The organism is Pseudarthrobacter sp. fls2-241-R2A-168, assembly GCF_030209335.1.
Lineage (GTDB): Bacteria > Actinomycetota > Actinomycetes > Actinomycetales > Micrococcaceae > Arthrobacter.
In genome coordinates, this window is sequence record NZ_JARVSG010000047.1 from 59,463 (window position 1) to 85,547 (window position 26,085).

21 protein-coding genes are annotated in these 26,085 nt (G+C 65.3%); 15 read left to right on the top strand and 6 right to left on the bottom strand.

Annotated elements, in window-relative coordinates:
* Positions 1-5 precede the first annotated feature (5 nt).
* On the top strand, positions 6-374 hold the full coding sequence (locus tag QRN11_RS21305; RefSeq protein WP_091422246.1) for a DUF2516 family protein: 369 nt from the start codon (positions 6-8) through the stop codon (positions 372-374).
* A 32-nt stretch (positions 375-406) separates the two neighbouring features.
* Here QRN11_RS21305 and QRN11_RS21310 read toward each other — a convergent pair whose 3' ends face one another.
* Positions 407-1,252 (bottom strand): class I SAM-dependent methyltransferase, encoded by an 846-nt coding sequence (locus QRN11_RS21310; protein ID WP_285314409.1) that lies wholly within the window; start codon positions 1,250-1,252, stop codon positions 407-409.
* Positions 1,253-1,367: 115 nt separating this feature from the next.
* Here QRN11_RS21310 and QRN11_RS21315 point away from each other — a divergent pair, with 115 nt between their 5' ends.
* Positions 1,368-2,114, top strand: coding sequence for a phosphoglyceromutase (locus QRN11_RS21315; protein WP_285314410.1), 747 nt, complete (start codon positions 1,368-1,370; stop codon positions 2,112-2,114).
* Between the two features lie 72 nt (positions 2,115-2,186).
* Here QRN11_RS21315 and phoU read toward each other — a convergent pair whose 3' ends face one another.
* The gene (gene phoU / locus QRN11_RS21320) at positions 2,187-2,849 is read right to left on the bottom strand and encodes a phosphate signaling complex protein PhoU (RefSeq protein WP_285314411.1); all 663 of its coding nucleotides are present in this window, start codon (positions 2,847-2,849) and stop codon (positions 2,187-2,189) included.
* Between the two features lie 207 nt (positions 2,850-3,056).
* Here phoU and QRN11_RS21325 point away from each other — a divergent pair, with 207 nt between their 5' ends.
* Positions 3,057-4,298: a sensor histidine kinase gene (locus QRN11_RS21325; protein WP_285314423.1), complete on the top strand. Its 1,242-nt coding sequence runs from the start codon at positions 3,057-3,059 to the stop codon at positions 4,296-4,298.
* A complete protein-coding gene (locus QRN11_RS21330) occupies positions 4,295-4,975 on the top strand; it encodes a response regulator (RefSeq protein ID WP_050056313.1) in 681 nt (226 codons plus the stop codon). The genes QRN11_RS21325 and QRN11_RS21330 overlap by 4 nt, the downstream gene beginning before the upstream one ends.
* A gap of 100 nt (positions 4,976-5,075) precedes the next feature.
* Here QRN11_RS21330 and QRN11_RS21335 read toward each other — a convergent pair whose 3' ends face one another.
* Positions 5,076-5,642 carry a hypothetical protein gene (locus QRN11_RS21335; protein WP_502935064.1) on the bottom strand — a complete coding sequence of 189 codons (567 nt, stop codon included), beginning with the start codon at positions 5,640-5,642 and terminating at the stop codon, positions 5,076-5,078.
* Positions 5,643-5,915: 273 nt separating this feature from the next.
* On the opposite strand from QRN11_RS21335, the gene QRN11_RS21340 reads away from it, so the two are divergent.
* The 8 genes from QRN11_RS21340 to QRN11_RS21375 all read left to right on the top strand — a co-directional run bounded on the left by QRN11_RS21340 (position 5,916) and on the right by QRN11_RS21375 (position 13,403).
* Positions 5,916-6,398: a CarD family transcriptional regulator gene (locus QRN11_RS21340; RefSeq protein ID WP_011690592.1), complete on the top strand. Its 483-nt coding sequence runs from the start codon at positions 5,916-5,918 to the stop codon at positions 6,396-6,398.
* Positions 6,399-6,495: 97 nt separating this feature from the next.
* On the top strand, positions 6,496-7,278 hold the full coding sequence (ispD, locus tag QRN11_RS21345) for a 2-C-methyl-D-erythritol 4-phosphate cytidylyltransferase (protein ID WP_285314413.1): 783 nt from the start codon (positions 6,496-6,498) through the stop codon (positions 7,276-7,278).
* A 3-nt stretch (positions 7,279-7,281) separates the two neighbouring features.
* The gene (gene ispF / locus QRN11_RS21350) at positions 7,282-7,794 is read left to right on the top strand and encodes a 2-C-methyl-D-erythritol 2,4-cyclodiphosphate synthase (protein WP_091422257.1); all 513 of its coding nucleotides are present in this window, start codon (positions 7,282-7,284) and stop codon (positions 7,792-7,794) included.
* A gap of 9 nt (positions 7,795-7,803) precedes the next feature.
* Positions 7,804-9,270, top strand: coding sequence for a cysteine--tRNA ligase (gene cysS, locus QRN11_RS21355; protein ID WP_285314414.1), 1,467 nt, complete (start codon positions 7,804-7,806; stop codon positions 9,268-9,270).
* A 105-nt stretch (positions 9,271-9,375) separates the two neighbouring features.
* Complete coding sequence (rlmB, locus tag QRN11_RS21360) at positions 9,376-10,365, top strand: 23S rRNA (guanosine(2251)-2'-O)-methyltransferase RlmB (RefSeq protein WP_142059001.1); 990 nt, start codon at positions 9,376-9,378, stop codon at positions 10,363-10,365.
* A 28-nt stretch (positions 10,366-10,393) separates the two neighbouring features.
* On the top strand, positions 10,394-12,523 hold the full coding sequence (glgX, locus tag QRN11_RS21365) for a glycogen debranching protein GlgX (protein ID WP_285314415.1): 2,130 nt from the start codon (positions 10,394-10,396) through the stop codon (positions 12,521-12,523).
* A 14-nt stretch (positions 12,524-12,537) separates the two neighbouring features.
* Positions 12,538-13,038 (top strand): guanyl-specific ribonuclease, encoded by a 501-nt coding sequence (locus QRN11_RS21370; protein ID WP_285314416.1) that lies wholly within the window; start codon positions 12,538-12,540, stop codon positions 13,036-13,038.
* Between the two features lie 8 nt (positions 13,039-13,046).
* Positions 13,047-13,403 carry a barstar family protein gene (locus QRN11_RS21375; RefSeq protein WP_142059007.1) on the top strand — a complete coding sequence of 119 codons (357 nt, stop codon included), beginning with the start codon at positions 13,047-13,049 and terminating at the stop codon, positions 13,401-13,403.
* Positions 13,404-13,433: 30 nt separating this feature from the next.
* On the opposite strand, the gene QRN11_RS21380 is transcribed toward QRN11_RS21375, so the two are convergent.
* Positions 13,434-15,230, bottom strand: a complete 1,797-nt coding sequence (locus QRN11_RS21380) for a thiamine pyrophosphate-requiring protein (RefSeq protein WP_285314417.1) — start codon at positions 15,228-15,230, stop codon at positions 13,434-13,436.
* Positions 15,231-15,277: 47 nt separating this feature from the next.
* Positions 15,278-17,899, bottom strand: coding sequence for an alpha-glucan family phosphorylase (gene glgP, locus QRN11_RS21385; RefSeq protein WP_285314418.1), 2,622 nt, complete (start codon positions 17,897-17,899; stop codon positions 15,278-15,280).
* 154 nt (positions 17,900-18,053) lie between these two features.
* Here glgP and QRN11_RS21390 point away from each other — a divergent pair, with 154 nt between their 5' ends.
* The 3 genes from QRN11_RS21390 to QRN11_RS21400 are packed head-to-tail and all read left to right on the top strand — an operon-like array spanning position 18,054 to position 25,628.
* Positions 18,054-20,135 (top strand): alpha-1,4-glucan--maltose-1-phosphate maltosyltransferase, encoded by a 2,082-nt coding sequence (locus QRN11_RS21390; RefSeq protein ID WP_285314419.1) that lies wholly within the window; start codon positions 18,054-18,056, stop codon positions 20,133-20,135.
* The gene (gene treS, locus QRN11_RS21395; protein ID WP_091422274.1) at positions 20,132-21,928 is read left to right on the top strand and encodes a maltose alpha-D-glucosyltransferase; all 1,797 of its coding nucleotides are present in this window, start codon (positions 20,132-20,134) and stop codon (positions 21,926-21,928) included. The genes QRN11_RS21390 and treS overlap by 4 nt, the downstream gene beginning before the upstream one ends.
* A gap of 1 nt (position 21,929) precedes the next feature.
* Positions 21,930-25,628, top strand: coding sequence for a 1,4-alpha-glucan branching enzyme (locus QRN11_RS21400; protein ID WP_285314420.1), 3,699 nt, complete (start codon positions 21,930-21,932; stop codon positions 25,626-25,628).
* A gap of 113 nt (positions 25,629-25,741) precedes the next feature.
* Here the strand turns inward: QRN11_RS21400 and QRN11_RS21405 are convergent.
* Positions 25,742-26,085 (bottom strand): hypothetical protein (locus QRN11_RS21405; protein ID WP_285314421.1); only part of this gene is annotated, 344 nt, incomplete at its 5' end.

The following is a 26,085-nucleotide window of genomic DNA, read 5'->3' on the forward strand; positions in this document are numbered from 1 at the left end:
GGCTTGTGGACGGTGAACTGATTATCCAGCCTGTAGAGCGGGCCGTGTACTTCATCCTTGCCTTTGTGGCTTTCGGGCTGGAGTTGTGGGCGGTTGTCGACTGCGCAAGGCACAGGGCCAATGCCTTTGAAGCCACCGGCAAGCGGACCAAGACTTTTTGGCTGGCCCTGACCGGAGGTGCTGCGCTGGTCGGCGCTATCTCCGTTTTCTCGATGCTCAACAACGGTGGCAACGGCGGATTCTTTGGCACGCTGGGCCTGTTCGGGCTCGCGGCCGTGGTGGCGGCGTCCGTCTACCTCGCCGACGTCCGCCCGGCAGTCAAGGATGCCGGCCGTGGCGGCACCCGCAACACGGGCCCTTACGGGCCCTGGTAATCCCCACCGGCCCCTGGACTCCCGTGGTTGATCTACCTGCGCGGGGCCACTGCTTCCCAGTCCACCGTCAGTTCGCCCAGCCGCCAGCGTGCCGGCCCGTCCTGCACCGGCCACCCGGCATCGCGCAGAAGGCGGCACATCGATTGCCAGCGCTGCCGGTTGCCGAACGACGCAAGCGGGGCCGATTCCAGCCATGCCCGGTCCATGGCCTGCATCAGGGCGTGAACCGGTTCGCCGGGGACATTGCGGTGGATCAGGGCTTTGGGCAGCCGCTCGGCGATCTCGGAGGGCAGGGCAAAACTGCCGAACCGGACGGAGAAGCTCAGTGACAGCGGCCGGTGGGCGTCAAGCGCCACCCACGTGACCCGCCGCCCGATCTCGTCGCAGGTGCCGTCGATGAACAGGCCGTCCGCGGACAGCCGGTCCTGCACGAGGCGCCAGATGCCCGCCACATCCGCTTCCTCGTACTGCCGCAGCACATTAAAAGCCCGCACCAGCACCGGCCTGCCCGGAACAGGGATTTCGAAACCGCCCACCTGGAAACTCAGCCCGGGCCGTTGCAGCGGCAAGGCGGCACGGACCCTTTCCGGCTCGATTTCTATCCCGCACACCTGGACGTCGGGCCGGATGGCGCAGAGCCGCTCAAAAAGTTCGACGGCGGTGGCCGGCGTGGCACCGTATCCCAGGTCCACCACGAGGGGGTTTGGGGCGGAGCGGAGCCGCCAGGCCTGCGGCCCGGTCAACCAGCGGTCCAGCCGGCGCATGCGGTTGGGGTTGGTGGTGCCCCGGGTGACGTTGCCCACCGGCCGGCCCTGCCGGCCATTCGGGTTCCTGCCGGTTATCTGCGGGGCGGCCACCCGTTCAGCTTTTTGCACCACCGGCCCACCTTATCGTTGCGGGCATATTGTCCGCTGCCGGCCCCTTCGTAACGCTGGAGCGGCGCCGGCTGTAACGCTGGGCGGGCGGCAGCGGCGCTCGGCTAGGATGAAAATCATGACTTACAAGCTGATTCTGCTGCGCCACGGCCACAGCGAATGGAACGCCAAGAACCTGTTCACCGGCTGGGTGGACGTAGACCTCAACGACCAGGGCCGCACGGAAGCAGCTCGGGGCGGGGAGCTCCTGGTTGAGAACGATGTTCTCCCGGACATCCTTTACACCTCCCTGTTGAAGCGCGCCATCAACACCGCCAATATCGCCCTGGACAAGGCTGACCGCGGCTGGATCCCGGTCAAGCGCGACTGGCGCCTGAACGAACGCCACTATGGCGCACTCCAGGGCAAGGACAAGGCCCAGACCCTGGCCGAATACGGTGAAGAGCAGTTCATGGAGTGGCGCCGTTCCTACGACACCCCGCCGCCGCCCCTGGACGACAACTCCGAGTTCTCCCAGGCCCACGACCCCCGCTACGCAGACCTCGGCGACGCCCTCCCGCGCACCGAATGCCTGAAGGACGTCCTGGTCCGCCTGCTGCCGTACTGGGAATCGGACATCAAGGAAGACCTGAAGGCCGGCAAGACCGTGCTGGTGACTGCCCACGGCAACTCGCTGCGCGCACTGGTCAAGCACCTGGACGGCATCAGCGACGAAGCCATCGCGGGCCTGAACATCCCCACCGGCATCCCGCTGGTCTACGACCTGGACGAAGACTTCCAGCCGATCAAGCGCGGCGGCACCTACCTCGATCCCGAGGCTGCGGAAGAGGCCATCCTCGCCGTTGCCAACCAGGGCAAAAAATAAAGTAAAACGACGACGGCGGGCCGGTCACTTTTGGTGACCGGCCCGCCGTCGTTTGCTCCAAAGTCCGGAACGTCAGCTGTGTTCGATGCCGTTCGGCTGCCAGGCGCCGGTTACCAGGTAGGTGACTTTCTGGGCAACGGAGACTCCATGGTCCGCGAAGCGCTCGAAGTACCGGCTGGCCAGTGCAACGTCCACGGTGGTGGCCGGGCTCTCGGCCCATTCGGGAGCCGCGATGGCTTTAAAGACGCTCAGGTGCAGATCGTTGATGGCGGTGTTGGCCTTCAGGATGTCCCGGGCCACCTCAAGGTCGCGGGTCTCCAGCAGAACGGTGAGTTTGTCCGCAATCTCCTGGTCCAGGTCCGCCATGCTCTTGAACGTTGCCGTCATGGATTCGGGAATAACGGTTGAGGGGAACCGGAGTCGGGCCAGCTGGGCGATGTGCCGGGCGAGGTCACCCATGCGCTCCAGTGACGCGCTCATCCGCAGGGATCCCACGATCATCCGCAGGTCGCTGGCGACGGGACCCTGCAGTGCCAGGATGTCGATGGCCCGCTCATCCAGGCTGTTCTGCAGGAAGTCGATGCGGGCATCCGCCGCGATTACATCCTGGGCAAGATCAACGTCTGCCACCTGGAACGAGGTGGTGGCCTTCGCCATCGCTTCGCTGACCAGCCGGGAGATCTCCACCAGCTGGTCACCAACCTGGGTGAGCTCTTCCTGAAAAACCTTACGCACGTAGGCGTCCTTTCCTTGGAACTCCCGTCCCGCCCGCACCCGGACAGCAGGAATTCATGTCGCCGTTCGGCAGTCCAACTCGTTACTCTGCCAGTATCCGGTAAACGGTTAAGCCTTTGAAGATGAACGTTAGTTGAACCGTTGGTGCAGCAGCCCGGGACGTGCTGATGGCCGCCTGCCAGCGCATAAGGTGGAGCTGTGGATCCTATGCTCATCGGTCTGGTCGCCGGCCTCGTTGGCCTGGCGCTCGGTACGTTCGGAGTGCTTGCCTACAGGGTCAGTGAAAAGCAGCGCCGGTTGCTGGATATTGATGCCGACGAACTCGCCCTGCCAGCCGGTGCAGCCGAGGTGTTGGCCGTCGTCGGGCGCGCCTTTGTGGTGGTGGACGATGTTGACGGCGTGGTCCGCGCCAGCCCCGCCGCCTATGCCTACGGACTGGTCCGCGGGCACACTGTGGTGCACAAGGAACTGCTGGACATGACGGCAGGGGTGCGGCGCGACGGTGTCATCCTGGAGAAGCAACTGGAGCTGCCACGGGGACCGCTGGGGCAGGGCACCATTGTTGTCCAGGTGCGCGCAGCCATGCTCGGTGAGGAATACATCCTCCTGCTGGCAGATGACCGCACGGAAATCACGCGCACCGAGGAGATCCGCAACGACTTCGTGGCCAACGTCTCCCACGAACTGAAGACGCCAGTAGGCGCTATTTCCCTGCTCGCGGAAGCCCTGGAGTCCTCGGCCGATGACGAAGAGGCAGTGCGCCGTTTTGCCAAGCGCATGCACAAGGAGTCCGGCCGGCTCGCTGCTCTGGTGCAGGACATCATCGAGCTCTCCCGGCTGCAGGGCGCCAGCGTTACGCAGGAGGGCGGCCCCGTTGACGTCAACGCGGTGATCGCGGAAGCCGTTGACCGCTCCCAGCTCCCGGCCGAAAGCAAAAACATCCGCATCGTTGTGGGCGGCCGGACCGAGGGTATGGTCTTCGGTGACCAGGACCTGCTGGTGACCGCGCTGCGCAACCTGATCGACAACGCCATCCGCTACTCCCCGCCGAACACCAGGGTGGGCATCGGTGTCCGGTCCAGGGACGGGCTGGTGTCAATCTCGGTAACGGACCAGGGCGAGGGACTTAGCGCCGAGGACCAGGAGCGCGTCTTCGAGCGTTTCTACCGCGTTGACGCAGCCCGGTCCCGCCACACCGGCGGCACCGGCCTGGGACTGAGCATCGTAAAGCACGTCGCCTCCAACCACGGCGGGGAAGTGACCCTCTGGTCCCAGCCCGGCCAGGGTTCCACCTTCACCCTGCGCCTCCCTGAGATGGAGGGCCAGGACGCCGAGGAGGAGCTCCCGCAGCCTGCGGCGAACAGCGCGGCCGGGCAGGGATCCCTTAAGTCAACTGTCACCCAGGTACCACGCGCCGCCGGCGCAAAAGAACGAGGAGCCAACGCTTGAGCAGGATCTTGATTGTGGAGGACGAGGAATCGTTCAGCGATCCCTTGTCCTATTTGCTGGGCAAAGAGGGGTTCGAGGTGGAAGTGGTGGACAACGGCCTTGACGCCATCACCGAATTTGACCGGAACGGTGCGGACCTTGTCCTGCTGGACCTGCAGCTTCCCGGGCTGTCCGGCACGGAGGTCTGCCGCCAGTTGCGCCAGCGCTCCAGTGTCCCGGTGATCATGCTGACGGCCAAGGACGCCGAAATCGACAAGGTAGTGGGCCTGGAGCTGGGCGCGGATGACTACGTCACCAAGCCATACTCCTCCCGTGAACTGGTGGCCAGGGTCAGGGCTGTCCTGCGCCGCCAGGGCGAACCGGAGGAACTGATTTCCTCTACGGTCCAGGCCGGTCCGGTGCGGATGGACATCGAACGCCATGTGGTCAGCGTGGGCGGGGAACAGGTGCTGCTCCCGCTGAAGGAGTTCGAACTCCTGGAGATGCTGCTGCGCAATTCGGGCCGCGTGCTCACGCGGGGGCAGCTCATAGACCGCGTGTGGGGCTCAGACTACGTGGGCGACACCAAGACCCTCGACGTCCACGTCAAGCGGCTGCGCGGCAAGATTGAACCCGACCCCTCAGCGCCGCGGTACCTGGTGACCGTCCGCGGACTTGGCTACAAATTCGAGCCGTAGCACCAAGGGCTCACCAAAAATAGGAGCACAGGGAAAGGGAGGGGCCGGCCGGCTCCTCCCTTTCCCTGTGCTTGATACGTCTTTGTTGACTGGTCCGGCGCTAGTGGCCGGTTCCGCCGGCTGACGGCGAGGGCGTTGCGCTTCCGGAAGCCGTCGAGGACGGGGTAGCCGAGGTGCTCGGTGAGGGAGTGCTGCCGGCGGGCAGGTATTCCTTGTACTCGGGGAGCGTTGCATCCAGTACAGGAACCTTGACGGTGTTGCTGACGTTCGTGCCGTCTTCGGTGACCTTGATGTCCACGAGTGAACCGGGGGCCCCGCCGGACGTGCTCAGGATGGCCTCATCCGAGTTCTCATTCAGCAGCGTGTAGGAGTTGGCCTTGACCGGAACTTCCGTCTGCGAGCCCTCAGCTCCGTTCAGCTTCAGCGTTACATCCTTGGAGGATGAGTTGTAGACGGCACCAATCACACGGCCGGGCTCATCCTCGCCGGAAGAAACGATGAGGATGTTGCGCAGCTGGAGCGGGCCGAGGTCGGCGCGGATGCCGTCCGACGCGGAGTACTGATGGTTTGTCTGCTGGGGTGTGATGTATCCGCAGCCTGCCGTCAGCAGGCCGACGCCAATGGCGGCCGCGGTCAGTGCCAGTTTGGCGTGGTGGGCCCGGTTCATCGCAGTGAAACGCACGTCACGTACTCCTCGAGGGTTTTGAAAGATTATTCAGCCCATAGCCTAGCCGCAAAGGCCGTCAAACGAGGATTCGAGGGCCGTCACATCACCCTTGGCAGGGCGCGCGCGATGCACTATTATCCGCTTTCGTCAAGGGGGTGAAGGGGGTCGATTGTGCTGTTTTTCCGCGGATTTTCGCGGTTCGGGGCCTTTTTGCCGGCCGGTCATATGCCTGAATCGTGATAAACTGGTCTGCGGGAAAGGGGAAATGTCCACATGGTATTTGAGGTCGGCGAGACAGTAGTTTACCCTCACCATGGTGCTGCGAAGATTGAAGAAATCAAGATGCGCACCATCAAGGGCGAAGAGAAAATGTATCTCAAGCTCAAGGTGGCTCAGGGTGATCTGACCATTGAAGTTCCAGCAGAGAATGTTGATCTTGTTGGGGTTCGGGACGTAGTGGGCAAGGAAGGCCTGGAGCACGTGTTTGATGTGCTTCGCGCCGAGTTCACCGAAGAGCCCACCAACTGGTCACGCAGGTACAAGGCAAATCTGGAGAAGCTTGCTTCCGGTGACGTCATCAAGGTTGCAGAGGTCGTCCGCGACCTGTGGCGCCGCGATCACGACCGGGGCCTTTCCGCAGGCGAGAAGCGAATGCTGGCCAAAGCCCGGCAGATTCTGATTTCAGAACTGGCGCTGGCTGAAAAGACCGACGAAGAGAAGGCTGCAAGCGTTCTCGACGAGGTCCTGGCTTCCTAAGAATTGAACCCCGGTGGCACCCAAGTGCCGCCGGGGCTTCTTTTTGCCCGGATTCAGGTCCGGGCGGGGCGGCCCGCAGCGACGTAGGCTAGTCGGCATGAGTGAAACTCCCACGCGCCTTGTCACCGCCGTGATCCTGGTGGCCGCCGGCTCCGGGCAGCGGCTTGGCTACGGCATGCCCAAAGCAGCCGTGCCCCTGGGCGGCGAACCCATTCTGATGCATGCCCTGCGGGGGATTGTTGCTTCCGGCGTCAGCAGCCAGGTGTGCATTGCGCTGCCGGCTGCGGACACTGCCCTGCGGCAACTGTGCGAGGACTTCAGGGAGGAACTGGCCGACGGCGGCCCCCTCCTTTCGATTGTCGACGGCGGCGCCACCCGCCCCGACTCCGTCCGGGCTGGCATTGCAGCCCTGATGGACGGGATCGAGGCGGTCCTGGTCCACGACGCCGCCCGTGCGCTGACCCCCGAATCCGTCTTCCACCGGGTGGCTGACGCCCTGGCGGCCGGCGCTGCCGCGGTGATTCCCGCCGTCGCCGTGGTGGATACCGTCAAAACCGTTGCGGCGACCACAGGGGAGGACAGCGCCCTGGCGCCGGAGATCGTGACCGGCACCGCGCCGCGGGAGGAACTGCGCGCCGTGCAGACACCCCAGGGCTTCCAGCTCGCCACCCTCCTGAAAGCGCATGAGGCCGCCCGCACCCTGGACCAGCAGCAGTCCGCTGCCGTGACCGATGACGCCATGCTTGTGGAAATGCTGGGCATGCCCGTCCATGCCGTCCGCGGTTCCAGCCAGTCACTGAAGATCACCACCCCGCTGGACCTGATCATTGCCGAGGGACTGTTGGAAGGGCCCCTGGGCGCCCGGTGGGTGGAGGGCTAGGCCATGGACATCACAGCGATTCTTCCCCGCACCGGCATCGGCCTCGACGTCCATGCCTACGCAGCCGAGGACGCGCCCCGTCCGCTCTGGCTTGGCGGCCTCTTCTGGGAGGGGGAGCGTGGCCTGGCCGGGCACTCCGACGGTGACCCGGTGGCCCACGCGGCCGCTGACGCCCTTTTTTCGGCAGCAGGCATCGGCGACCTCGGAACGCACTTCGGAACCAGCCGCCCTGAGTTCGCCGGCGCGTCCGGGGTAACGCTGCTCGCGGAAGCCGCCCGGATTGTGCGCGCAGCCGGTTTTGAAATCGGCAATGTTGCGGTCCAGTTCGTGGCCAACCGGCCCAAGTTCGGCCCCCGGCGGGAGGAATCACAACGGGTTCTGAGCGAGGCGGCCGGCGCGCCGGTCAGCGTTACGGCAACAACGAGTGACGGGCTGGGGTTCGCCGGCCGCGGCGAAGGCATCAGCGCTGTGGCCACTGCACTGGTGTATCCAAGCCAGCCCGGCGCCATCGGCTAATCTGGAGCGGTGACCCTGCGCTTCTATGACACTGCCTCCGCCGAAGTCCGGAACTTCGTCCCCCTCGTCGAGGGCAAGGCCAGCCTCTACTACTGCGGGGCCACGGTGCAGGGCATGCCCCATGTTGGCCACATCCGCTCCGCCATTGCCTTCGACCAGCTCACCCGCTGGCTGCAATACCGCGGCCTCCGGGTCACGGTGGTCCGGAACGTCACGGACATCGACGACAAGATCCTTGCCAAGTCCGAAGCATCCTTCGCGCCGGGTTTCACGCCTGAGCCCGGGGAAGTGCCCGGCGAAGAGTGGTGGGCCCTCGCTTACCGCTACGAGCAGGAGTTCCTGAAGGCCTACGACGCCCTGGGCGTCTCCCGGCCCACCTACGAACCCCGCGCCACCGGCCACATCCCGGAAATGCATGCGCTCATCCAGCAACTGATCGACCGCGGCCACGCCTACCCGGCGCTGGACGATTCCGGGGACGTCTACTTCGATGTCCGGTCTTGGAGCAAATACGGTTCCCTCACCCGGCAGAACATCGACGACATGCAGGCAGCTCCCGACGCCGACCCGCGGGGCAAGCGTGATCCCCGGGACTTCGCGCTGTGGAAGGGTTCCAAAGCCGGTGAGCCGGCGACGGCAAGCTGGGCTTCCCCCTGGGGAGCAGGCCGGCCGGGCTGGCACCTGGAATGCTCGGCCATGGTCACCAAATACCTCGGTACCGAGTTCGATATCCACGGCGGCGGCCTGGACCTGCGGTTCCCGCACCATGAAAACGAACTGGCCCAGTCCCAGGCGGCAGGCCACCCGTTCGCCAACTTCTGGATGCACAATGGCATGGTCACCTATGAGGGCGAAAAGATGTCGAAGTCCATCGGGAACACAGTCAGCCCGGCGGAGATGCTGGAACTGGCCCCACCCCGGGTGGTCCGGTACTACCTCGGCCAGGCGCACTACCGCTCAATCCTGGACTACCGGCCCACCTCGCTGCAGGAAGCCGCAGCCGCCGTCGAACGCATTGACGGGTTCATCGCCAAAGCCGCCGCCAAGTTCGGTGCGGACTTCGGTTCTATTGCCGGCACGAACGGTTCCTCCCTGGACACCCTCAGCGCGTTCTCCGCCGCGATGGACGACGACCTCAACGTTCCGCGTGCGCTGGCAGCACTTCACGAAACGGTGCGCGCCGGCAACACGGCCCTCGCCGAAGGCAACGATGACGCGGCCCGCCTCGCAATGCACACGGTGGCAGTGATGACCGACGTCCTCGGCCTCAACGCAGTGGCCGGTTCAGACGCCGGCAACAGCAAGGAAGCCGCAGCCCTCGACGTCCTCGTGCAGGCACAGCTGGAGGCCCGGGCAGCGGCCAGGGCCGAAAAGAACTGGGCAGCATCCGACGCCATCCGGGACACACTCAACCAGGCCGGCGTTGTGGTGGAGGACGGGCCGGACGGCGCAACCTGGAGCCTGAAGCGGGACTGACGCCAAACCCCGCGCCGGGCACCCCCACACCACGGATCGTCCGATTTTTCTTCGGTCAGTAGACTGGTATGCAGACTCAGTCAGCACAATCAAGGGTGGAACACAATGGCCAACAATGGTCGCCGATCGGTTAAAGCGAAGAAGGGCCCAACCATCGGAACCGGTGGCCATGGCCGCAAGGCCCTCGAAGGCAAGGGCCCCACGCCCAAGGCGGAGGACCGCCCGTACCACAAAGCGCACAAGGCCAAGCAGCTCTCCGAGCGGTCCGCCGCCAAGCGCAACACGGGTGCCCGCAGCGCCGGTGCGGCCAAGTCCGGCCCCAAGGGACGCGCCACCGAAGAAGTGGTGACCGGCCGGAACTCCGTGGTGGAAGCGCTCCGGGCCGGCATCCCGGCCAAAGCCCTGCACGTTGCCATCCGCATCGAAATGGATGACCGGGTCAAGGAATCCCTGAAGATTGCAGCCGAGCGCGGCATCCCGTTGATGGAAACCGGTAAACCCGAGCTGGACCGGATGACCGACGACGCCGTCCACCAGGGCCTGGTGCTCCAGATCCCGCCGTACGAGTACCAGGACGCCTACGAGCTCGCCGAGGACACCGTGGCGAAGTGGAAGAAGGGCCACGTCGCCAACGCGCCGCTCTTCGTCGCCCTCGACGGCATTACCGACCCCCGCAACCTGGGCGCCATCATCCGCTCCGTTTCCGCCTTCAGCGGCCACGGCGTCATCGTCCCGGAACGCCGCTCGGTGGGCGTCACCGCTTCCGCCTGGAAAACCAGCGCCGGCGCGGCCGTGCGTGTCCCGGTGGCCCGCGCCTCCAACCTGAACAACGCGCTGAAGCAGTTCAAGAACATGGGCATCTTTGTCCTGGGCCTGGACGGCGACGGCGACGTCTCACTGCCGGACCTGACCCTCGCCACCGAACCGGTGTGCATCGTGGTGGGCTCCGAAGGCAAGGGCCTCAGCCGCCTGGTCCGCGAAAACTGCGACCAGATTGTGTCGATTCCGATCGACTCCGCGATGGAATCCCTGAACGCGTCGATGGCCGTTGGCATCTCCCTGTATGAAGTGTCCCGCCAGCGCGCGGCAAAATAGCAGGTCAGTGGCGGCTAAAATTTAGGTGATGGTCATGCCGCTCTTTGATACTGCCGCTTCCGCCACGGATGCCTCAACGGCTCTTCCACTTGGTGTCAGTGTCCCGCGCGGGGCCACAGCCCGTGCGGGCTCAGCCGGCAACGGCAAGGGGCCCTCTGCTCAGGCCAACGTTGCCTGCTACGCCCCCGGGGTCCGGAACCTGGAGATTGTCTACAAGGCTCCCGGCGGCGACTGGCGTGTCCAGGCGCTTCCCAACGTGAGCCAGGACGTCCATCACGGGATGGTGGACAACCTGCCATACGGCTCCAGGTATGGCTTCCGGAGGGCGGCCGCCGGTGAGTCCCTGCCGCTGGCTGTGCCGGCAGGCGGCATGGACGACGACGGCGGGCAGCCGCTGCTGCTGGACCCTTACGGCCGCGCCGTGGACCAGTCAGAGGGTTTCCTGGCGAGCGTGCGGACGGCCGCCGACTTCGACTGGGGATTGGACGCGCGGCTGAAGCTGCCGTGGCGGGACACCATTGTCTATGAGGCCCATGTCCGCGGGCAGAGCATGCTCCACCCGGACGTGCCTGAGGAACTCCGCGGCACCTACGCGGGCCTGGCCCACCCTGCCATCATTGAGCACTTCAAGAGCCTGGGTATCACGTCGGTCCAGCTGCTGCCCGTGCACTTCCATCTGGATGAACCGCATTTGCAGGACCTGGGCCTGACCAACTACTGGGGTTACAACACCGCGGCCTTTTTCGCCCCGCACCCGGGCTACGCCACCAGGGCGGCGCAGGAAGCCGGCCCGCAGGCGGTCCAGGACGAGTTCAAAGGCATGGTCAAGGCGCTGCATGCCGCCGGGCTGGAAGTCATCCTGGACGTGGTGTACAACCACACCGCCGAGGGCGGTGCCGGTGGCCAGACGCTGAACTTCCGGGGCCTGGGGGAGGACACCTACTACCGCACCGACGGGAACGGCAGGTATGTGGACACCACCGGCTGCGGCAACAGCCTGGACTTTTCCCGGCCCCAGGTGGTGCAGCTGGTCCTGGACTCGTTGCGGTACTGGGTGGATGAGTTCCACATCGACGGCTTCCGGTTTGACCTGGCGGTGACGCTCTGCCGGAATGCCGCCAACGAGTTCGATCCCAAACACCAGTTCCTGGAAGACATTGCAGCGGATCCCGTCCTGTCAGATGTGAAACTCATCGCCGAACCCTGGGATGTGGGCTACGGCGGCTGGCAGACCGGGCGGTTCCCGGCGGGCTGGGCAGACTGGAACGACCACTTCCGCGACGCCGTGCGCTCCTTCTGGCTGGCGGACCGGGCTTCCCTTGAGTCCGGCGGCCAGGGCGGTTCGGTGTCCAGGCTCGCGGATGTCCTCTCAGGCTCTGCCGGCCTCTTTGCCGCATCCGGCCGTTCCCGCCTGGCCTCGCTGAACTACATCACCTCCCACGATGGCTTCACCATGAACGATCTTGTCTCCTATGACAGGAAGCACAACGAGGCCAACGGCGAGCAGAACCGGGACGGGCACGGCGACAACCGCAGCTACAACCACGGTTTTGAAGGCCCTACCGAGGACGGCGCCATCCTCGCCGCGCGTGCGCAGTCGCGCCGGAACCTGATGGCTTCGTTGATGGTTTCCCTCGGCGTCCCCATGATCACCGCCGGGGACGAGCTGGCCCGGACCCAGCAGGGAAACAACAACGCCTACTGCCAGGACAACGCCATCGCCTGGCTCGACTGGACTGCGACTCCCGAATCCCACGAGATGCTCCGCAGCACCAAGCGGTACATCCGCCTGCGGAAAGAGTTCCTGGCCGCCCAGCCCCATGACTTCCCGGTGCAGGACGGACAGTCCTATCTCCACTGGTTCGACCACACCGGCCAACCCATGTCCATGGAACGCTGGAACGATCCGCAGCACCGCGTGGTGCAGCTCCTGCTCGGCTCCGATGACGGCACCCTGGCCGGCCTGGTGGTAGTGAACGGCAATACCTCGGACGTGCAGATCACCCTGCCCCGTGTCGCTGCAGAAGGCGCCGACCACGGCCAGTTCGAGCTTCGGCTGACCACATCGCCGCTGCACGAGCTCCGGCAGGGCATCAGGGTTTCCCCCGGGGAGAAGGACCTCGTCGAGGCCAACTCCATCAACATCTACCGCACGTAGCCGCCGGAGAATCCATGCGCAACCGCAACATCCTGTCCTTGCTGCTGGCCGCACTTGTTGTGCTGGCGCTCCTGGCGTTCGGCGGCACCGGCGTCCTGGGCCAGCTCACGCAAGGTACGACGGCGGAGGGCACCTCGAGCGCGGCGCCGCTGCCGCCTGTTTCCACTGCTGCTGCGCCTGGCTCAGGGGGCGCCGCTGCGCCCCCTGCAGCCGTCCCGGACAACCCGTCAGGACTGCCGGAGGTGCGCGAGTCCGCCCTTCCTGCCGAAGCCCGGAGCACGCTCGGCCTCATCCGGTCCGGGGGCCCCTTCCGCTACAGCCAGGACAACCAGGCGTTCGGAAACTTCGAACGCATCCTCCCGCGGAGGGACAGGGGCTACTACCGCGAATACACTGTGCCCACGCCCGGAGAATCAGACCGGGGAGCCCGGCGGATCGTCGCCGGCGATGGCGGGGAAAAGTACTACACCGATGATCACTACGAGACATTTCGATTCATTGCGGAAGGCAGCTGAGCACAGCCATGAAGATCTACTCCGGCGACACCTGGACTCTGGAAGAACTGCAGGAGCAGGTGGCAGACGCCGGACGCCGCAGCCTGGTGGTCCCCGCAGCCGACAGCAAAAGAGCAGTCCTGGAAACCTTCGGCGAGGTCCTGAACTTCCCGGAACACTACGGCGTGAACCTGGATGCCCTCAACGATTCACTCCATGACTTCGCGGACAGCATCACGGAGAACGGCAATCCGCCGGTCACGGTCCTCTGGCAGGTGGCTGCCCCGTTCCGCGCCGACCGGTCCTTCGGGGTCATGTGCGAGGTCCTCCAGGACGCCGAGCGCTACGCCGGAAAGGACCTGGCCGTCACCGCCGTCCTGCTGTAAACCCGGCCTGCTGTAAATCCAGCCCTGTTTTTAGCCAGCCCCGCCCTGGCCGCGCTCTTCCTGTCCGGTGTAGGTGTCCAGCAGGCGCAGTGCCCGGCCGCCGCCGTCCTCTTCGGCCAGGGCCTTGCGCATGCTTTCGGCTTTCTCCTTGCCACCCGGGAAGGGTGGGAGGAGGGGGACCTCGGGGTCGGTCAGGACCTCGATCACCACCGGCCGCTCCGCTGCGAACGCCCGCTCCCAGGCGTCCCCAAGAAGCTCCGGGTCCTCCACCCGGATACCCGTGAAACCCAGCAGTTCGGCGTAGCCCGCGAACGGAAAGTCCGGGAGCTCCTGGCTGTCCTTGAACCTGGGTTCGCCCTCGGACTCGCGCTGCTCCCAGGTGACTTCGGTGAGCTCCCGGTTATTGAAGACGCACACAATGAACCGCGGGTCCTGCCACTGCCGCCAGCGGTGCGCCACGGTTACCAGTTCGGCGATCCCGGCCATCTGCATGGCGCCGTCCCCGGCCAGCGCTACCAGCGGCCGGTCCGGATGGGCAAGCTTTGCGGCAATGCCGTACGGGATGGAGCAGCCCATGCTGGCCAGCGTGCCCGAAAGGTGCGCTGGAACGCCGGGCGGAAGGACCAGCTGGCGGGCATACCAGTAAACGCAACTGCCGACGTCGATACTTAACTGCGCGTTGGCCGGCAGCCGGCCGTTCAGCTCCCGCACCACCCGCTCCGGGTTCACCGGACTGGCCGGGACAGTTGCGCGTTCCTCCGCCAACGCCCGCCAGCGGAGAACCTCCTGTTCGACGTCGTCGCGCCACTGTCCGCGGGGACGCGCTGTCAGCCGTGAACTGAGCGCTTGCAGTGCGGCCGCGGCGTCGCCGGCCAGGCCGACTTCGACAGGGTAGCGGTTGCCGATCTTCCGCTCGTCGATGTCGATCTGGACGGCCCGTGCGGCGCCGGGCGGGGGATAAAACTCGGTCCAGGGATCGTTCGAACCCACGATGAGCAGGGCATCGCAGTTTCCCAGCAGGTGTGCACTGGCCGTGCTGCCTAAATGTCCCATCGTGCCCACGGCAAAGGGCAGGGTTTCATCCACGTACGGCTTGCCCAGCAGGCTGGTGGCGATCCCGGCGCCAAGCTGTTCTGCGACAGCCACCACGTCCGCCCCGGCGTGGCGTGCGCCCTGGCCAACCAGGAGCGCCACCTTCGTGGCGCCGTTGAGGATCGCCGCGGCAGCATCCAGGTCTTCCGTACGCGGGGTCTTGGCCGAGGTGCTCCAGGACGGCGCGGTGACCACCACGCCGTGCTCCTGCTCCGGCTCGGGCGCGGGCGCGGACTGGATGTCATGCGGCAGGATCACCACGCAGGGCGAGGAGGTGGCCTTTGCCGTCCGGAACGCACGGTCCAGGACCATGGGCAGCTGCTCAGGGGCGTTGACCTGTTGCACGAACTGGGCTGCAACGTCCTTGAACAGAACGGTGAGCTCAATTTCCTGCATGTAGGCCGAGCCCAGCACGGTGCGGCTCTGCTGGCCCACGATGGCCACCACGGGCACGCCGTCGAGCTTTGCGTCGTACAGGCCGTTCAGCAGGTGGACGGCGCCAGGTCCCTGGGTGGAGGTCACTACGCCCACCCCGCCGGTGTACTTGGCGTGGCCCACGGCCATGAAGGCCGCGGTTTCCTCGTGCCGTGCCTGCACGAATTCAACGCGGCCTTCGGCCCGGCGCAAGGCGCCCATAAACCCGTTGATCCCGTCCCCGCTGTAGCCGAACACGCGGCTGACGCCCCATGTTTCGAGCCGGTCAACTATCAGGTCTGCCACGGTACGGTCGTTCATGGGTTCCTCCTGCTGCGTTTCTCCTGCCGCGCGTCCGGCGTCAGCCGTTACGCGTTGACGATCAGTCCCAGCTCAGCCTTGGACGCCAGTGCGTCATGCCGCGGCAGCACCCTGACGGTGTAACCGAAGGACCCGGAACGGTCGATCACCAGGGAACCGCTGAACAGGTGCCGGCCGCTGCCCAGGTCTTCCTGGACCTTGAGTTCCATCACGGTGATCTCTGCCAAGGTGTCGCTTTCCTCGGCCCGGCCGTAGGCCACTTCCACGCTGACGTCCTCCGGGGTGAGGCTGTTCAGGGCCACGTAGGCATTGACCTGGAGAGTGTCGCCGATCTGCGGGTCCTCGGAAACCCCCACCGAGTCCACATGCTCAACATGCACGTGCGGCCACGCGGAGCGGACGTTGGCCGTCCAGGCTGCGAGATTGCGGGCCTGCGAGTACGAGTTCGCTCCGGCGCTGCGTCCCGCCTCGGCCGCCGGGCGGTAGAGGATGTTCACGTAGTCGCGCAGCATTCGCTCGGCCGAGACCTTCGGTCCGAGGTGCGAGAGCGTGTGCTTGATCATGGACACCCAGTGCGTCGGCACCTTCTCGGCGCCCGACGCTGTGGACGGCCCTGCGGCGCCCGCGCTTTCGGACACCGTGCTGCCGTAGAAGCGCGGGGCCACCTGGGTTTCCAGGAGTTCGTACAGGGCGGCGGCCTCGATATCGTCGCGTTCCTCCGGCGATGCGCCGTTATTGGCGGTGGGGATCGCCCAGCCGTTTTCGCCGTCGTACATCTCATCCCACCAGCCGTCCAGGACGGAGAGGTTCAACGAACCGTTCAGGGCGGCCTTCATGCCCGAGGTTCCGCAGGCCTCAAGCGGACGGAGCGGGTTATTCAACCACACATCGCAGCCCGGGAAGAGGGTGCGCGCCATCGCGATGTCGTAGTTCGGCAGGAACGCGATGCGGTGGCGGACCTCGGGATCATCCGTGAAGCGGACCAGGTCCTGGATCATCTTTTTGCCCGCGTCGTCAGCGGGATGGGATTTGCCGGCGATGACCAGCTGGATGGGGTGTTCCTTGTGTAGCAGCAGTGCCTTGAGCCTTTCGGGCTCGCGCAGCATCAGCGTGAGGCGCTTGTACGTGGGAACACGGCGGGCGAACCCGATGGTGAGCACGTCCGGGTCCAGGACGTTGTCCGTCCAGCCCAGCTCGGCGTCGGCGGCGCCGCGTTTCTTCCAGGCTGCGCGCAGCCGCTTGCGGACATCCTCCACCAGGGCTGCCCGCATCTCGCGGCGCAGTGCCCACACGTCGGCATCGCTGACGTTGTAGGCCAGGTCCCACCGGCCGTTGGCTTCCGCTTCACTGCCGAACTGGTCCCGGGCGAGCTTGGAAATCCGGCTGTCCACCCAGGTGGGCACGTGCACGCCGTTGGTAACAGAAGTGATGGGTACTTCGGAGTGGTCGAATCCCGGCCACAGGGCAGAGAACATGCCGCGGGACACTTCGCCGTGCAGCTTGGCCACGCCGTTGGCGCGCTGCGCCAGCCGCAGGCCCATCACGGCCATGTTGAACACTGACGCGTTGCCGTCGGCGTAGTTTTCCCGGCCCAGCTCCAGGATCCGGTCCACGGGCACAGATGGTGCCAGGCCAGCCTGGAAGAAGTGGTGGATCTGTGCGATTTCAAACCGGTCGATGCCCGCGGGCACCGGCGTGTGGGTGGTGAAAACGGTGGAGGCACGGCCGGCAGCCAATGCCTCGTCGAAGGTAAGTGCCTCGTCCCCGGCCATCAGTTCCTGGATGCGTTCGATGCCCAGGAAGCCGGCGTGGCCCTCGTTGGTGTGGAAAACCTCCGGGGCCACCGTTCCGGTGAGCTTCTGGAAAGCGCGCAGTGCCTTAACCCCGCCCATGCCCAGCAGCAGTTCCTGCTGCAGCCGGTGGTCCCCGCCGCCGCCGTACAGGCGGTCGGTGATGCTGCGGGCCGCCTCGTCGTTGCCCGGGACGTTGGAATCCAGGAGCAGCAGCGGGACACGGCCGACGTCGGCCCGCCAGATGTGTGCCAGCAGGCGCCGGTTGTTGGGCAGGGGCAGCGAGACCTGCAGGGGGCGGCCGTTGCCGTCCGGGGAAGGCTCGCGGAGCAGGGTGAGCGGGAGTCCGTCAGGATCCAGGACCGGGTAGGTTTCCTGCTGCCAGGCATCCCGGGAGAGGGACTGCTTGAAGTACCCGGCCTGGTACAGCAGGCCAACGCCGATCAGGGGCACGCCCAGGTCCGAGGCGGCCTTCAGGTGGTCCCCGGCCAGGATGCCCAGGCCGCCGGAGTACTGCGGAAGGACTTCAGTGATGCCGAATTCGGGGGAGAAGTAGGCAATCGCGGCCGGCGCATCGGGTCCCAGGCTCTGGTACCAGCGCGGCTCCTCGAGGTAGCGGTCGAGGTCCTCCTCGGCGGCCCGGACGCGTTCCACCACGGACTGGTCCGCAGCCAGCTGCTGCAGCTCTTCGCGGCTCACCAGGCCCAGGAAACCGACCGGATCCTCGCCGCTTTCAGTCCAGAGCCGGGGGTTCAGCCCGGCGAAGAGTTCGCGGGTGGGGCGGTGCCAGGACCAGCGCAAATTGCTGGCCAGCCGGGCCAGCGGGCGGATGGGCTCGGGGAGCACTGTACGGACCGTAAATCTGCGGATTGCCTTCACCTGCGTCACACTAACGGACAACATGGGCAGCCGGAACCAGCATCAGGTTTCTTTTGGGTAAATGACCGGTGGCATGAAGTAAATGACACGGGGCGCAACAAAATTAGTGCGCAAGGCTTAGCATTCCCGGCCATTTCTCGCTAACGTCGAGCGTGTGACGACTAACTCAGGAACCAGTGCCGCATTAGACAATAAGCCGAAGGGCCGCATCACTGACGGCCTGCGGTTTGGACGTTTTCCCATCACCGCCGTGCAGCCGGTGGTCGAAGGTGGAAGATTCCCCGCCAAGGCCCTGCCGGGTGAGGGGATAGTCGTTGGAGCCACCGCCTTCCGCGAGGGGCATGACATGCTCGGCGTCAGCGCCGTGCTCCTGGATCCCGAAGGCAACGAGCGCCAGCGGGTGAGGCTCGCACCGCCGCGCGGGGAACGCGGCATGGGAACGGACCGCTGGGAAGGCGTCCTCACGCCGTCGGACGTTGGCGACTGGTCCTTTGTCATCGAAGCCTGGCACGACCGCTACGGCACCTGGCACCACAACGCCGAGGTGAAGGTGGCTGCCGGAATCGACGTGGAGCTGATGCTCGCCGAGGGCGCGGCGCTGCTGGGTGAAGCGTCCGACGACGCCTCCCGCAGCGAGGCGGACCGGGCAACATTGCGCTGGGTCGCCGACCGGCTGGCAGACAGGTCGCTCAGCCCCGAAGAGCGCCTCGCCGCCGGGTTCAGCGACGGCGTGGCGGACATCGTGCGCCGCGAGCCCATCCGCGAACTGGTGACAGTCTCCGAGCAGTTCCCGCTGCTGGTGGAGCGCGACCTCGCCGGCCGCGGCGCCTGGTACGAGTTCTTCCCACGTTCCGAGGGAGCCGTCCGCAACCACGAAACGGGTACCTGGACCTCCGGCAACTTCCGCACCGCCGCAAGGCGCCTCGACGCCGTCGCCGCCATGGGCTTCGACGTCCTGTACATGCCGCCCATCCACCCCATCGGCGTCCAGCACCGCAAGGGTCCCAACAACACGCTGATCGCCGGCCCCAACGATCCCGGGTCGCCGTGGGCCATCGGCGCCAAGGAAGGCGGCCACGACGCCATCCATCCGGACCTTGGCACGTTCGAGGACTTCGACGCTTTTGTGGCGCGGGCCAACGAACTGGGCCTGGAAGTTGCCCTGGACCTGGCGCTGCAGGCGGCGCCGGACCACCCCTGGGTCCAGTCGAACCCGGAATGGTTCACCACCCGCGTGGACGGCAGCATTGCTTATGCGGAAAACCCGCCCAAGAAGTACCAGGACATTTACCCGCTGAATTTCGATAATGACCCGGAGGGGCTCTCAAACGAAATTCTGCGTATTGTCCTGCTGTGGGTCAGCCACGGCGTAAAAATATTCCGCGTCGATAACCCGCACACCAAACCGGTGTGGTTCTGGGAATGGCTCATCGCGGAAGTGAATAAAGAGGTTCCGGGCGTTGTCTTCCTCGCGGAAGCCTTCACCCGCCCCGCCATGATGCACGCGCTGGGCCGGGCCGGGTTCCAGCAGTCCTACACCTACTTCACCTGGCGGAACACCAAGAAGGAGATCGAGGACTACTTCACCGAGGTCAGCCACGAGTCCCCGGCCTTCTTCCGGCCCAACTTCTTTGTCAACACCCCGGACATCCTCACCGAATACCTCCAGTTCGGCGGCCCCGCAGCCTTCAAGATCCGGGCTGCGCTGGCATCCACGGCAAGCCCCTTGTGGGGCGTCTACGCCGGCTACGAACTTTATGAGCACGTTGCCCGGCCAGGAGCCGAAGAATACATCGACAACGAAAAGTTCGAATACAAAGCACGTGACTGGGATGCCGCGGCCCACTCCGGGCGGACCCTGGCACCGTACATCACCCGGTTGAACGAGCTTCGTCACGCGCACCCCGCGCTGCAGGACCTGCAGAACCTGACCGTGCATTACACAACGGACGATTCCACCGTTGCGTACTCAAAGCACAAGACGCTCCCGGACGGATCCAAGGACACCATCATCGTGGTGGTGAACCTCGATCCGCACGTCACCAAGGAGGGCAGCGTTTCCCTGGACCTCGCGGCCCTGGAGCTGGACCCGGAAGACCGCACTGCGAATGGCGGCTTCTATGTGGACGACCTCATATCCGGGGAAAGCTGGGAATGGGGCGAGTTCAACTACGTCCGCCTCGACCCGCACGTTGAGCCCGCACACATCCTGAGTGTCAGGAGAGCGCATCAGTGAGTTTTAATCCGCAAAGTTCGGGCCGGCATTTCACGCCGAAGAGCACTTTCGAACTGAACGCGCCGGGCCTGCAGCACGATCCTCTGTGGTACCGGAAGGCCGTTTTCTACGAGGTCCTCGTCAGAGCTTTTGCGGATGCCAACGGTGACGGCTCGGGAGATTTCTCGGGCCTCATCGACAGGCTCGACTACCTGCAGTGGCTGGGCGTGGACTGCCTCTGGCTGCCCCCGTTCTTCCAGTCGCCGCTGCGTGACGGCGGGTACGACATCTCCGACTACAACTCGGTGCTGGACGAGTTCGGCACCATCACCGATTTCAAGCGGCTGGTGGCAGAAGCGCACGCCAGGGGCGTGCGGGTCATCATCGACCTGCCCCTGAACCACACCTCGGACCAGCATCCGTGGTTCCAGGAATCGCGCAAGGACCCCGACGGCCCGTACGGCGACTTCTATGTGTGGAGTGACACGGACGAGAAATACCAGGACGCCCGCATCATTTTTGTGGACACCGAGGAATCGAACTGGACGTTCGACCCCATCCGGCGGCAGTTTTTCTGGCACCGGTTCTTCAGCCACCAGCCCGATCTGAATTTCGAGAACCCCAAGGTGATCGAGGCCCTGTTCGACGTGGTGCGGTTCTGGCTGGACCAGGGCATCGACGGGTTCCGTGCCGACGCCATCCCGTATCTCTTTGAGGAGGAGGGCACCAACTGCGAGAACCTGCCCGCCACCCACGAATTCCTCCGCAGGCTCCGGGCCATGGTGGACGAGAGCTACCCCGGGCGCGTCATCATCGCCGAGGCCAACCAGCCGCCCAACGAGGTGGTGGAGTACTTCGGCACGGAAGAGGAGCCCGAATGCCACATGGCCTTCCACTTCCCGATCATGCCGCGCCTGTACTACGCGCTCCGGGACCAAAAGGCCGCGCCCATCATCGAGACGATGCAGGACACCCCCGATATCCCCGAGGGCGCGCAGTGGGGAACCTTCCTGCGGAACCATGACGAGCTGACCCTTGAGATGGTCACCGCGGACGAGCGGGCCGCCATGCTTGGCTGGTATGCGCCGGACCCCCGGATGCGGGCCAACATCGGCATCCGCCGCCGGCTGGCGCCCCTGCTGGACAACTCCCGGGCAGAGATCGAACTGATCAACGCGCTGCTGCTCTCGCTGCCCGGCAGCCCGTTCCTGTATTACGGGGACGAGATCGGGATGGGGGACAACATTTGGCTCGAAGACCGGGACGCCGTCCGCACCCCCATGCAGTGGAACCCCGACCGCAACGCAGGCTTCTCCCACGCGGACCCCGGCAAGCTCTACCTGCCGGTCATCCAGTCCCTGGTCTATAACTACAACATGGCCAACGTCGAGGCCGAGGCTGCGCACTCGGGCTCCCTGCTCCGCTGGACGCGCCAGATCCTCAGCGTCCGCAAGAACCATCCCTCCTTCGGCCTCGGTTCCTTCAAGCACGTTGAGGCAGACCACGACGCCGTACTGGCGTACCTCCGGGAGCTGCCGGACGGCAACTCCGCCGGGGTGGACGGTGAAACCGTCCTGTGTGCCTTCAACCTCTCGCAGCATCCAGTGGCCGCCAGGCTGCGCATTCCCGATTACGCCGGCCGCGGCCTTCGGGATGTGTTCGGCGGCCAGCCATTTCCTGGCATCAACGAGGACGGGACGCTGACACTGACCCTGGGCAGCCACGATTTTTTCTGGCTGCGGGTCCGCTCGGCAGCGTCCAATCCTTCGTCCCCCTATACGCAGGCTATGCCGATCCTCTCGATTGAGAACTGACATGAACCAGCCCATCCTTACCCCCGCCCTGACCGCGCTGCTTCAGGAATGGCTTCCGAGGCAACGCTGGTTCCCCGTCAAAACCCCCGGATTCGAGGTAGCCCAGGCAGGCAGCCTGGGGCTGGACGATCCCTCCGGCCACGCCGCGCTGGCGGTGTTCCTCCTGAAAGTCACCACCAAGGGAGCCGACGGCGGCCGGCGCACCGAAGTGGTGCAGGTCCCCCTGAGCTTCCGGCCCGCACCGGCCGCGGGCATGGAGCGGGCCCTGATCGGCGAGGCCGCCGGCACTGATCCTTCGAGGCCATGGGTCTACGACGCAGTGCACGATCCCGACTTTGTGGGGGCCTGGCTCGAACTCATGCGCGGCGGGGAGAAGGCGCCCAGCGGCACCGCCGCCGGGTTCCGTACCCCGGGAGGGCCCAGGCTGCCCACGGCGCGCGGCGTGGTCAAAGTGCTGTCCGGAGAGCAGTCCAACAGTTCAGTGATCGTGGACGACGGCGAATCAGCCGCCATCGTGAAGTTCTTCCGTGTCCTCTCGGCAGGGACCAACCCGGAAGTCGAAGTGGGCGCCGCCCTCACTTCCGCGGGTACAGCTGAAGTTCCAGCCACCCTCGGCTGGGTGCGCGGTGAGTGGTTGGCACAAGGCCTTCCTTCCCCTGACGGCACTGCTGCGGGTTCCCGGCACGCGGAAGGGGAGTTGGCCGTGGCGCACGAGTTTCTGGCCGGCGGGCTCGATGCCTGGCGCCTCGCTGTTGACGCAGCGCGGTCCGGAACGGACTTTACGGCAGAGGCGCGCGCTCTCGGAGCCGCCACCGCAACCGTCCACCGCCGGCTCGCCGAAGCCCTCGGACAATCCGAAGAGGCTGAACCCGGCAAGGTGATTGCCCCGGCAGTAGCCCAGCGCGTCCGGCAGGCCTGGGCTGAAGCGGCCTCCGCCGTCGGGCCCTTTGGCACGGCATTGGATACCTTGCTGAAGGGGCTCGACGGCGTCCCTGCCGGTCCGCTGCAGCGGATCCACGGGGACCTCCACCTCGGCCAGATCCTTCAGGTTCCGGGGCAGTCGGGGGCGGCGCCACGGTGGGCCATCCTCGACTTCGAAGGCGAACCGCTGCGTCCCATCGCCGAGCGCAACGTTCCCGACGTTCCCCTCCGCGACGTGGTGGGAATGCTCCGGTCCTTCGACTACGCGGCAGGGGCCGCCCACCGCGAGCAGGAAGGCGCGCAGGTGCCGGCCTCCTGGGTTGACGATTGCGCCGATGCCTTCCTTGCCGGCTACGCGGAGGTCACGCCCGGCACCGTGGACAAGGACGCGCCCCTCTTTGTGGCATTGTGGCTGGACAAGGCACTGTACGAAGTAGTTTATGAAATGCGTAACAGGCCCGACTGGCTGGCGATCCCCGTGAACGCCGCCAGGCGGCTCCTCAGCGGTAACGGCGCCGGTCAACAGGCCGGGGCAGCATCGGAAGGTAACGAAATGACAGGCTCAGCACGAACCGACCATCCCGGGGTGCCGCTGCATGTGGATGCAGGCACCTTGGGCAAGATCGCGAACGGCGAACACCACGCCCCCCATTCCGTCCTTGGGGCGCACCTGGACGACTACGGCCACGTCACCATCCGCACCGTGAAGCATCTGGCCGAGTCCGTCACCGTGATCACGGCCGTGGGCGAGGTTCCCATGGAGCATGAAGCCCACGGTGTATGGGTGGCCGTGATGGAGCCCCTGCAGCAAGGCCACGTCCCGGACTACCGCCTTGCCGTCACGTATGCGGGGGCCGAACCCGTCATCGTGGACGAGCCGTACCGCTATCTGCCAACCGTGGGTGAAGTTGACCTGCACCTTATTGGCGAGGGCAGGCATGAGAAGCTCTGGCAGGTGCTTGGTGCCCATGTCCAGCACTACAAGTCCTCGCTGGGCGACGTGGACGGTGTCTCCTTTGCCGTTTGGGCACCCAACGCGCAGGCCGTGCGGATCAAGGGTGACTTCAACGGCTGGGACGGCCGCGAGAATTCGCTCCGCTCCCTGGGCTCATCCGGTGTCTGGGAAATCTTCGTTCCCGGCGTCACAGCCGGTGCATGCTACAAGTTCGAGATCCGCACCCGATCCGGCCACTGGGTGGAAAAGGCGGACCCGCTCGCGTTCGGAACCGAGGTCCCGCCGCTGACCGCCTCCCGTGTTGTGGAGCCCGCGTACGCCTTCAAGGACGACGCGTGGATGGAAGCCCGGGCCCAGCGGGATCCGCACAACTCGGCCATGAGCGTCTACGAAGTGCACCTTGGTTCCTGGCGGCTGGGGCTCGGCTACAAGGAACTGGCCAAAGAGCTGGTGGACTACGTTAAGTGGCTTGGCTTCACCCATGTGGAATTCATGCCCGTGGCGGAGCATCCCTTCGGAGGTTCCTGGGGCTACCAGGTCACGTCGTACTTCGCCCCTACCTCCCGGTTCGGCCACCCGGACGAGTTCCGGTACCTGGTGGACGCACTCCACCAGGCCGGAATCGGTGTCCTGCTGGACTGGGTGCCGGCACACTTCCCCAAGGACGCATGGGCCCTGGCCCAGTTCGACGGCGAGCCCCTCTATGAGCACTCCGATCCGGCCTTGGGTGAGCACCCGGACTGGGGCACGTTGATCTTCGACTTCGGCCGGACAGAAGTCCGCAACTTCCTTGTGGCCAATGCCCTGTACTGGCTGGAAGAGTTCCACATCGACGGCCTGCGGGTGGATGCCGTAGCGTCCATGCTTTATCTGGATTACTCCCGCGAGGAGGGCCAGTGGCGGCCCAACCGCTTCGGCGGCCGGGAGAACCTGGAGGCCATTTCCTTCCTGCAGGAAGTCAACGCCACGGTGTACAAGACGCACCCCGGCGCCGTCATGATTGCAGAGGAATCCACTGCATTCCCCGGCGTCACTGCCCCCACCAGCCACGGCGGGCTGGGCTTCGGCCTGAAGTGGAACATGGGCTGGATGCACGATTCCCTCAAGTACGCCTCCGAGGATCCGGTCAACCGCAAATGGCACCACGGCACGGTCACGTTCTCCCTGGTGTATGCCTTCACCGAGAACTTCCTGCTGCCCATCAGCCACGACGAGGTAGTGCATGGCAAGGGCTCCATGCTCCGGAAGATGCCCGGTGACCGCTGGCAGCAGCTGGCCAACCTGCGTGCCTTCCTGGCGTACCAGTGGGCCCACCCCGGCAAACAGCTCATCTTCATGGGCACGGAATTCGGCCAGGAAGCCGAATGGTCAGAACAGCACGGCCTCGACTGGTGGCTTGCGGACATTCCGGCCCATAAGGGAATCCAGCTGCTGACCAAGGACCTCAACGAGCTCTACGCCTCCACTCCCGCGCTCTACACCCGCGACAACGAACCGGGCGGCTTCCAGTGGATCAATGGGGGAGACGCGGACCGCAACGTTCTCTCATTCATCCGGTGGGACAAGGAGGGCAACCCCCTGGTGTGCGCCATCAACTTCTCTGGCGCGCCGCATGCCGGCTACACGCTGGGAGTGCCGGAGGCAGGTGTCTGGACCGAGGTGCTCAACACCGACTCCACCACTTACGGCGGATCCGGGGTGCTCAACAACGGAGAACTGAAGGCCGCCGGGGAAGGGCAGGACGGACAGCCGGCCACCCTGAGCGTCACCTTGCCGCCGCTTGGTGCTGCCTACTTCAAGCCGGGTACATCAGCCGCTGGCTGACCCTTGGTTCCAAGTGTTGACGAAGGGCCCGGGATCCTTGTGATTCCGGGCTTTTTCGTAGCCAGATCTGGGCTGCCTGGTATCGGGGGGAGGCCGGTTGGCTATCCGGTTGGCTATCCCGGCAGAGTGGTGGTAGAGTTTATTTCCGCGCTGGTCCACAGAGTCAGCCGGAAAAACCGAAACTCAAGCCTCACGGCGATCAGGGTTGCGGACGCCGGTTTGACAAGTAGGAAGCCAGCCGGTAAGTTTGAAAAGTTGCTCCGGAGCGATCCATGACTGGTTGTTGTTGTGGTGGTGCCGGGTGTGTCTGTTGTTTGAGAACTCAATAGTGTGCCAAGTTTGTTGATACCAATTGTTTTATGAATTGGTTGAATTGACTGGATCGGTCCGCCCCTGTGGATGGGTCTGGTTTTTACAGCTGGTTTCAAATTTTTGCAGTCGGGTTTCCGCGTTTTCC

What these genes read in the sequence shown, in the direction of transcription:
- QRN11_RS21315 (WP_285314410.1), top strand. Translation starts at nt 1,368, where the DNA reads ATGACTTACAAGCTGATTCTGCTGCGCCACGGCCACAGCGAATGGAAC.
- QRN11_RS21325 (WP_285314423.1), top strand. Translation starts at nt 3,057, where the DNA reads ATGCTCATCGGTCTGGTCGCCGGCCTCGTTGGCCTGGCGCTCGGTACG.
- QRN11_RS21335 (WP_502935064.1), bottom strand. Translation starts at nt 5,642, where the DNA reads ATGAACCGGGCCCACCACGCCAAACTGGCACTGACCGCGGCCGCCATT.
- QRN11_RS21340 (WP_011690592.1), top strand. Translation starts at nt 5,916, where the DNA reads ATGGTATTTGAGGTCGGCGAGACAGTAGTTTACCCTCACCATGGTGCT.
- ispD (WP_285314413.1), top strand. Translation starts at nt 6,496, where the DNA reads ATGAGTGAAACTCCCACGCGCCTTGTCACCGCCGTGATCCTGGTGGCC.
- ispF (WP_091422257.1), top strand. Translation starts at nt 7,282, where the DNA reads ATGGACATCACAGCGATTCTTCCCCGCACCGGCATCGGCCTCGACGTC.
- rlmB (WP_142059001.1), top strand. Translation starts at nt 9,376, where the DNA reads ATGGCCAACAATGGTCGCCGATCGGTTAAAGCGAAGAAGGGCCCAACC.
- glgX (WP_285314415.1), top strand. Translation starts at nt 10,394, where the DNA reads ATGGTCATGCCGCTCTTTGATACTGCCGCTTCCGCCACGGATGCCTCA.
- QRN11_RS21370 (WP_285314416.1), top strand. Translation starts at nt 12,538, where the DNA reads ATGCGCAACCGCAACATCCTGTCCTTGCTGCTGGCCGCACTTGTTGTG.
- QRN11_RS21375 (WP_142059007.1), top strand. Translation starts at nt 13,047, where the DNA reads ATGAAGATCTACTCCGGCGACACCTGGACTCTGGAAGAACTGCAGGAG.
- QRN11_RS21380 (WP_285314417.1), bottom strand. Translation starts at nt 15,230, where the DNA reads ATGAACGACCGTACCGTGGCAGACCTGATAGTTGACCGGCTCGAAACA.
- QRN11_RS21400 (WP_285314420.1), top strand. Translation starts at nt 21,930, where the DNA reads ATGAACCAGCCCATCCTTACCCCCGCCCTGACCGCGCTGCTTCAGGAA.